Raw genomic sequence first — 6,291 nt, 5'->3', positions numbered from 1 at the left:
TGTTATATACTATACCCATAGCTACCTGCTTACCCTGACAAATCCCAACCCAACATAAATAATCAATAATGAGTAATCAGCAATGAGTAATAAGTAATATCCAACGTATGCTATTATTACCTATTACTCATCTCTACCCAACACTATTGTCACTCCGTAGGAGCCTAAACAATCCATTTAAAATTCTGTAGTTTGTCCTTTGAATTCTTTAGACTCTAATAAATCTGGCTAGATTCCTACGGAATGACATAATTGGAACTATTAAATCTCACGATATAAAACTGATCATTCTTAAATCGGATCCCACAACTCATAATTTAACTTATCATTCATCATTAATGTCCTCCTAGCCCCGATAGCAATGGTTACCCCGCAGCTTGGATTGGCGAGTGGGTCGGTCTGAGCGTGGGAGTGTGCAGGCGCGAGGAGTATGAATGAATAGCGGGATACAGCTCCTGAAATATCACGACTTAAATTTATTAAACTTCTTTATTTAATCAAGAGGAAGTGTTCATTATTTATACGCTGATTATTTACGCTCATATAAGGCTTATTATCCTTGGAAGCTTATCTGGTATGGAAAATATATATAAATCCTCAGAACCTGCCTTATCTTAATCCAGAAGAAATAAAAAAACCGCTTCGTAAAGAAACGGTTCTTATTTATGATATTGGGACTTTCAATCTTACATATCACTGTTTGTGTCCGGGCATTTAAAATCATCACTGCAGGTAGCACATACAATGGTTCCATTGCAATAGTACATACAGAAATCTGTTTCAGGAAGATTAGCACCTCCAGAAATGTTTTTTAATTGGCCTTTTTGTAGTTTTTTTAAATTTTTCATATCGTTTTAATTAAAAATTTGTAGTTAAAGTAAAATTAGCTAAAATATTTTTAATTAAATAGTGTTTATGAAAATAAAAATTTAATGTAGTTTAAAATAATACAACCCGAAAAGCTTACAGCGCGAGAAAAAACTAAAGATCTGGGTGATGAAACATCTAATAAAAGTTTGAATAGAAAATACGTATTGTTGAAGAAATAGACTGAAAGGAGATTGTTGTGATGCTTATATCTGTTTTTGAATAGTTTCAGGCAGCCTAAGAAACTACTGAATTTTATAGTGTAATAAAATAGGGCAAAAAGGCCAGTTCAGATTTAAATAAAATGGGCTGTCTCAATTTTGAAACAGCCCATTCTTTTCTTATTTTTTAATCAATCCCAGTTCGATCAATCTTTCATGCAGGAATTCTCCGGCAGTTGTATCTTCGTATAATTTTGGATTGTTTTCATCTACACAGTTCTCAAGTGCATTTAAAGACATTGCACTGATAGGATGCATAAAGAAAGGAATTGAATATCTTGAAGTACTCCACATTTCTCTTGGCGGGTTTACCACTCTGTGGATGGTAGATTTCAATTTGTTGTTCGTGTGTCTTGAAAGCATATCACCAACATTGATCATCAGTTCATCTGGCTCTGCAATGGCATCAATCCATTCTCCGTTGTGGTTCTGAACCTGAAGACCTTTACCTTGTGCTCCCATTAAAAGGGTAATAAGGTTAATGTCTCCATGAGCAGCAGCTCTTACCGCATCATCTGGTTCTTCGGTGATTGGCGGATAGTGAATAGGTCTTAAAATAGAATTTCCTTCTGCGATTTTATCATCAAAATAAAACTCATTTAACCCAAGGTGTAATGCTAAAGCTCTTAACACATACTGCCCTGTTTTCTCAAGCATCTGGAATGCCTCTTTACCTACTTCGTTGAATTTTGGAAGTTCATCAACGATTACATTGTCTGGATACTCAGTTTTGTATTTTGAATCCTCAGACAGATACTGTCCGAAATGCCAAAATTCTTTTAAGTCTCCTTTTTTGAAACCTTTTGCAGTTTCTTTACCGAATCCTACATAACCTCTCTGTCCACCAATTCCTGGAATCTCATACTTCTGTTTCGTTTCCACTGGTTGTTCAAAAAAGTTTTTTACCTCTCCATACAAATCATCCACTAGGTTGTCATCAAGAAAGTGGCCTTTTAAGGCTACAAAACCAATTTCTTCATAAGCTTTTCCGATTTCATTTACAAATTTCTGTTTGCGTTCCGGGTTGTCCGAAAGGAAATCACGCAGGTCTACACTAGGTATTTTATCCATTTTTAGAAATTTACGAACAGCAAAATTACATTTTTTTTAAATTAAATGATTTTAAAATCATTATTTATAAGTTAAATTTGCTGTATGAAAAAATATTCTTCTAAGAGAAGTATCCAAATACTTGCACATCTTCTTCAGCAGTACGGAATTGCAGATATCGTAATTTCTCCGGGGTCAAGAAATGCTCCTTTGGCCATTCATTTTTCAGAGGTAGATAGTTTCAACTGTTACAGTATTGTAGACGAAAGAAGTGCTGCTTTCGTGGCAATGGGAATGGCAAAAAGCGAGAAAAAACCTGTAGCGATTACCTGTACCAGCGGATCAGCAGTAGTTAATTACTATCCTGCAGTGACTGAAGCTTTTTACCAGAATGTTCCCCTTTTGGTATTGACGGCAGACCGACCTACTGATTTTGTTGATATTTTTGATGGGCAGACGATTAGACAGAAGGATGTTTTTCATCAGCATTCCTATGGTGACTTTCAGCTTTTGGAAGACAGCAAAGAAAATGCAGAAGATATTAATTTCGATATCATTAAAAAAGCAATTGAGCTTTGTTTTGAGAAACAAGGCCCGGTACATATTAATATTCCTTTAGAAGAACCTTTATATGAGCTGGTATCTGAGCTTCCTACTTTTCCTACTGTTGAAAAAACAATCAAACATAGAGAGTATGAAATTCCATCCAATCTGATTGCAGAATGGCATACCTCACAAAGAATTTTACTGTTGGTGGGAACGAGAGATTACAGTCCGGAATTGGAAAATCAGTTGACTCAATTGGTAAAAAATCATTCTGTTGTTGTATTAAGTGAAGCCAACTCAAATTTACATCACGAGAAGTTCTTCAAACATATAGACCGTTATATTTTCAATTTTACGGAAGAAGATTATAAAACCTATGCCCCTGATCTGTTGATTACGATAGGACAGAATGTGGTTTCCAAAAAGGTAAAACAATTCCTGAGAAAAGCCCACCCGAAGCAACATTGGCATCTGGATGAAGTGTGGCAGCCTGATACTTATTTCTCCCTCACAGAAAAGATAGAAGTTAAGCCTGAAGTATTCTTCTCAAAACTGCTGAAATTTATCAATCTGGAGCCGAGACCTTATTTTAATCTTTGGGATGTTTTAAGGGATAAAAAAGATGCCAAGCATGAACAGTTTTTGAATACAATTGATTTTTCAGATTTTTATTTCTTCAATAAGGCATCACAAACGATTCCTGAAAACTATAATATTCATATCAGCAACTCCTCCGGAATCAGATATGCACAGCTGTTTGATTTTGGAAAGAGAAAAATATATTGTAACAGAGGAACAAGCGGTATTGACGGTTCTACTTCTACGGCAATGGGATTTGCTATCAAAAATGAAAATCCTACGTTGCTGATCACAGGAGATTTAAGTTTCTTTTATGACATCAATGGTCTTTGGAATCAATATATTCCACCATTTGTAAGAATTATGATCTTCAATAACGGTGAAGGAAACATCTTTAAAATCATTCCGGGGCCTGGTAATGCCAACCCGAATACGCTGGATGAATTTATTGCTACAAAACACCGTAAGAATGCAGAATATCTGGCGAAACATTTCGGATTCTCCTATATTCGGGTAGAGGACGAGCTTACGCTGGACAGGGTTCTTGAGAATTTCTTCAAACCTGATGCACAGCCAAAAATCCTGGAAGTAAATACTCACGGGAAGAATAGCGCAGATGTACTGAAGTCGTATTTTGAATTTATGAAATAAGGTTAAAGATCAAGATATTCCTCATTCCCCGGCAGGTTGATAATCCTGTCGATAGGGTAGATAAACATATCATCAAAATCATTCAACGCATTAATGATCTGGAAATGGGTGAATTGCTTTATATTCTGTAAAGTAATCTCCGTTTCTTTGATCTTTTTATGCTTTAAAAGATGCTGTCTCTGTACTCCGTTCAACAGATAGGTAGAAGGGGTAAACCAATCTTTTCCTTTTAAAAACAAGAGGTTGGAAAAAGAGGTGTCAGTGATATGATTGTTTTTGACAATGATGATTTCTTCAGCTTTTGCTTTCATTTTCATCTTATCCAACTCTTTTCGGTCTTCAAATTTAAATGAATAATCAAAGCTGTTGTTTTCTACCAGCTTGAAATCCTGTATTTCAGGAATAGCATAAGGAATCATCTGTGTCCTGATTCTTTTATCAAGGTCATAGGCAATTCTTAGTTTGAAAAGACCATCCTCATCATGCTGCAGGTTTTTATAGATCTTGGCCAGATCGATAGAGTCTTCCTTCCCGAAATGGGAAAATGTTTGATTGACACGTTTCTGATGTAGATCCAATAGAAAAACCTCCTGATCTTCTACTTTAATGCTTTCAATGAATTGGGACATAGATTTTATTTTTCATTTCCTGATACTCGTCTTCTAACTTACTCATGTGCGTTATACCGCCTCCGCTTTTGAAATAAAGTTGATCTCCTTCTTTTTCAATAAAGCGTATCATTACACAGCTGTCAACATTTTGACCGTCAAACCAGCCACAAACTCCTGTGTAATACCCTCTGTCATATCCTTCCGCATCCAGAATTATTTCCAGTGTTTTAGGTTTTGGAGCTCCTAAAATAGAGCCCGCAGGAAGAAGCTTCTGCATAATACTTCCTACTTTTCCGTCAAATTCAGGCTTTATTGTTCCTGAAATCTCAGAACTCATGGCATACAGATCCTTCTGCTGGGTTTTGATAAAATCAATATGCTGAAACTGATCTACCTTTACATCATCAGCTACCATGCTCAGATCATTTCGGAGCAAATCTACTACCGTGTAATGTTCTGCCTTTTCTTTCTTATCATTTTTTAGAATTTCTGCTGCATTTTCAATAGAAGCATCAATTGTACCTTTCATGGGATAAGTTAGAATTTTACCATCAATAATCTTTACAAAAGTTTCAGGAGAAAAAAATACAAAAAAATCTTTATAAAAAACTTTGTACTTCGCATTTGAATGGTAAAAAATTTCTTCTAAGGTTAAATTGGTCTCTATCTTTGTTTTTCTAGTATAATTTACTAAATAAGAGTTTCCTAAACGAATATTTTTCTGAACCTTGTTAAAGCCTATTTTAAAGCTTTCCAGTGTCTCAGGAAATGACTTCCATATTACGTTTTTGTCTAGTGTATGGGGTTCTTTTGGTTCTGTAAGTTCTTTGAAATCAATAATTAAACCCTCTTTTTCAATTTCATGTTCCTGGTATATTTCAACATTCTCTGCGAGAAAGTCGATGACGAAAAAATAGGGAACCTTCTGAAGGGAAAGCTCGTCCATTTCCATAAATTTTTGATGATTCACTGAAAACATTCTGCAAAAATACTTATTGATGTTTACTTTTGCATAAATTTTTTATGATGCAGAATAAATATCCTCAGAAACCGGGACTAGATTTTATATTGAAGCAGGCATTTTTTTATTGGAATAAAACACTCGTTTTTCAGTTGATGTTTTCCATTTTTTATTTTGGAATTTTCCTGACGGTGTTTTTCGCTGCAGATCTGAAATATAATATTTTGAGCCAGTATATGGAAACCAGCAAGTATCTTAAAGATGGGATGCAGGCTTATGCCACACAATATAGTAAAATGGTTTCTACTCCGGAATTTCAGAATTTTTCTCTGATGATTGTGGGAACTATGATTTTTCTTTATCCTCTCAATATCGGGTTTTATCAGATTTACAGAAAAATTGATCTTAAGGAAAAGCTGGAACTGAGAGATTTACTGGTAGGATACAATGGACTTAACTTTTTTAAGTACATAGGATATTATATTTTCTGGTTTTTCATTTATATCAATGCTGCCCAGACCATTATTCTTGGAATCGTTTGGGTGATGGTAACTGTGTTTGTTGCTCCATTGATGTTTTTTACCAATAAAAGAATCTTTGAATCGATTTCTCTTAATTTTAAAGCACTCAGAATGTATTTTCTGGAAATAACAGTATGTGTAATCGTTGCTTTTATATTTAAGTATTTAGGCTTTGCCCTGTTTTTTGTTGGAGGATTATTTACTTTTCCTTTTTGGAATGCCATGATTTATTCATTGTATAAAACTGTCTTTTCTGAGAAAAGTTAAAATTCATTCGTGTTTAA

General features: G+C 34.8%; 6 protein-coding genes. 2 read left to right on the top strand and 4 right to left on the bottom strand.

Annotated elements, in window-relative coordinates; translation table 11 throughout:
• Positions 1-686: 686 nt before the first annotated feature.
• Positions 687-848, bottom strand: a complete 162-nt coding sequence (locus ODR02_RS18890) for a bacteriocin-like protein (RefSeq protein ID WP_165791697.1) — start codon at positions 846-848, stop codon at positions 687-689.
• 360 nt (positions 849-1,208) lie between these two features.
• On the bottom strand, positions 1,209-2,159 hold the full coding sequence (locus tag ODR02_RS18885; protein ID WP_309513049.1) for an isopenicillin N synthase family dioxygenase: 951 nt from the start codon (positions 2,157-2,159) through the stop codon (positions 1,209-1,211).
• A gap of 84 nt (positions 2,160-2,243) precedes the next feature.
• Between ODR02_RS18885 and menD the strand changes: the two genes are divergently transcribed.
• Positions 2,244-3,914: a 2-succinyl-5-enolpyruvyl-6-hydroxy-3-cyclohexene-1-carboxylic-acid synthase gene (menD, locus tag ODR02_RS18880; protein ID WP_209786626.1), complete on the top strand. Its 1,671-nt coding sequence runs from the start codon at positions 2,244-2,246 to the stop codon at positions 3,912-3,914.
• A gap of 2 nt (positions 3,915-3,916) precedes the next feature.
• Here menD and ODR02_RS18875 read toward each other — a convergent pair whose 3' ends face one another.
• Both ODR02_RS18875 and ODR02_RS18870 read right to left on the bottom strand, forming a co-directional pair.
• Complete coding sequence (locus ODR02_RS18875) at positions 3,917-4,543, bottom strand: aminotransferase class IV (protein ID WP_105684018.1); 627 nt, start codon at positions 4,541-4,543, stop codon at positions 3,917-3,919.
• Complete coding sequence (locus ODR02_RS18870) at positions 4,527-5,504, bottom strand: aminodeoxychorismate synthase component I (RefSeq protein WP_309513048.1); 978 nt, start codon at positions 5,502-5,504, stop codon at positions 4,527-4,529. The genes ODR02_RS18875 and ODR02_RS18870 overlap by 17 nt, the downstream gene beginning before the upstream one ends.
• Before the next feature lie 44 nt (positions 5,505-5,548).
• On the opposite strand from ODR02_RS18870, the gene ODR02_RS18865 reads away from it, so the two are divergent.
• Positions 5,549-6,274: a hypothetical protein gene (locus ODR02_RS18865; RefSeq protein ID WP_245169805.1), complete on the top strand. Its 726-nt coding sequence runs from the start codon at positions 5,549-5,551 to the stop codon at positions 6,272-6,274.
• Positions 6,275-6,291: the final 17 nt, after the last annotated feature.

The sequence above is a fragment of the Chryseobacterium sp. CFS2 genome (assembly GCF_036543225.1).
In the GTDB taxonomy this organism is placed as follows: Bacteria; Bacteroidota; Bacteroidia; order Flavobacteriales; family Weeksellaceae; genus Chryseobacterium; species Chryseobacterium culicis_A.
Note: the sequence above shows the minus strand (reverse complement) of the source record. Positions and strands in the feature narration are given on the sequence as shown.

Coding starts and splice junctions, on each gene's coding strand:
- ODR02_RS18890 (WP_165791697.1), bottom strand. CDS start 848: ATGAAAAATTTAAAAAAACTACAAAAAGGCCAATTAAAAAACATTTCT.
- menD (WP_209786626.1), top strand. CDS start 2,244: ATGAAAAAATATTCTTCTAAGAGAAGTATCCAAATACTTGCACATCTT.
- ODR02_RS18875 (WP_105684018.1), bottom strand. CDS start 4,543: ATGTCCCAATTCATTGAAAGCATTAAAGTAGAAGATCAGGAGGTTTTT.
- ODR02_RS18870 (WP_309513048.1), bottom strand. CDS start 5,504: ATGTTTTCAGTGAATCATCAAAAATTTATGGAAATGGACGAGCTTTCC.
- ODR02_RS18885 (WP_309513049.1), bottom strand. CDS start 2,159: ATGGATAAAATACCTAGTGTAGACCTGCGTGATTTCCTTTCGGACAAC.
- ODR02_RS18865 (WP_245169805.1), top strand. CDS start 5,549: ATGATGCAGAATAAATATCCTCAGAAACCGGGACTAGATTTTATATTG.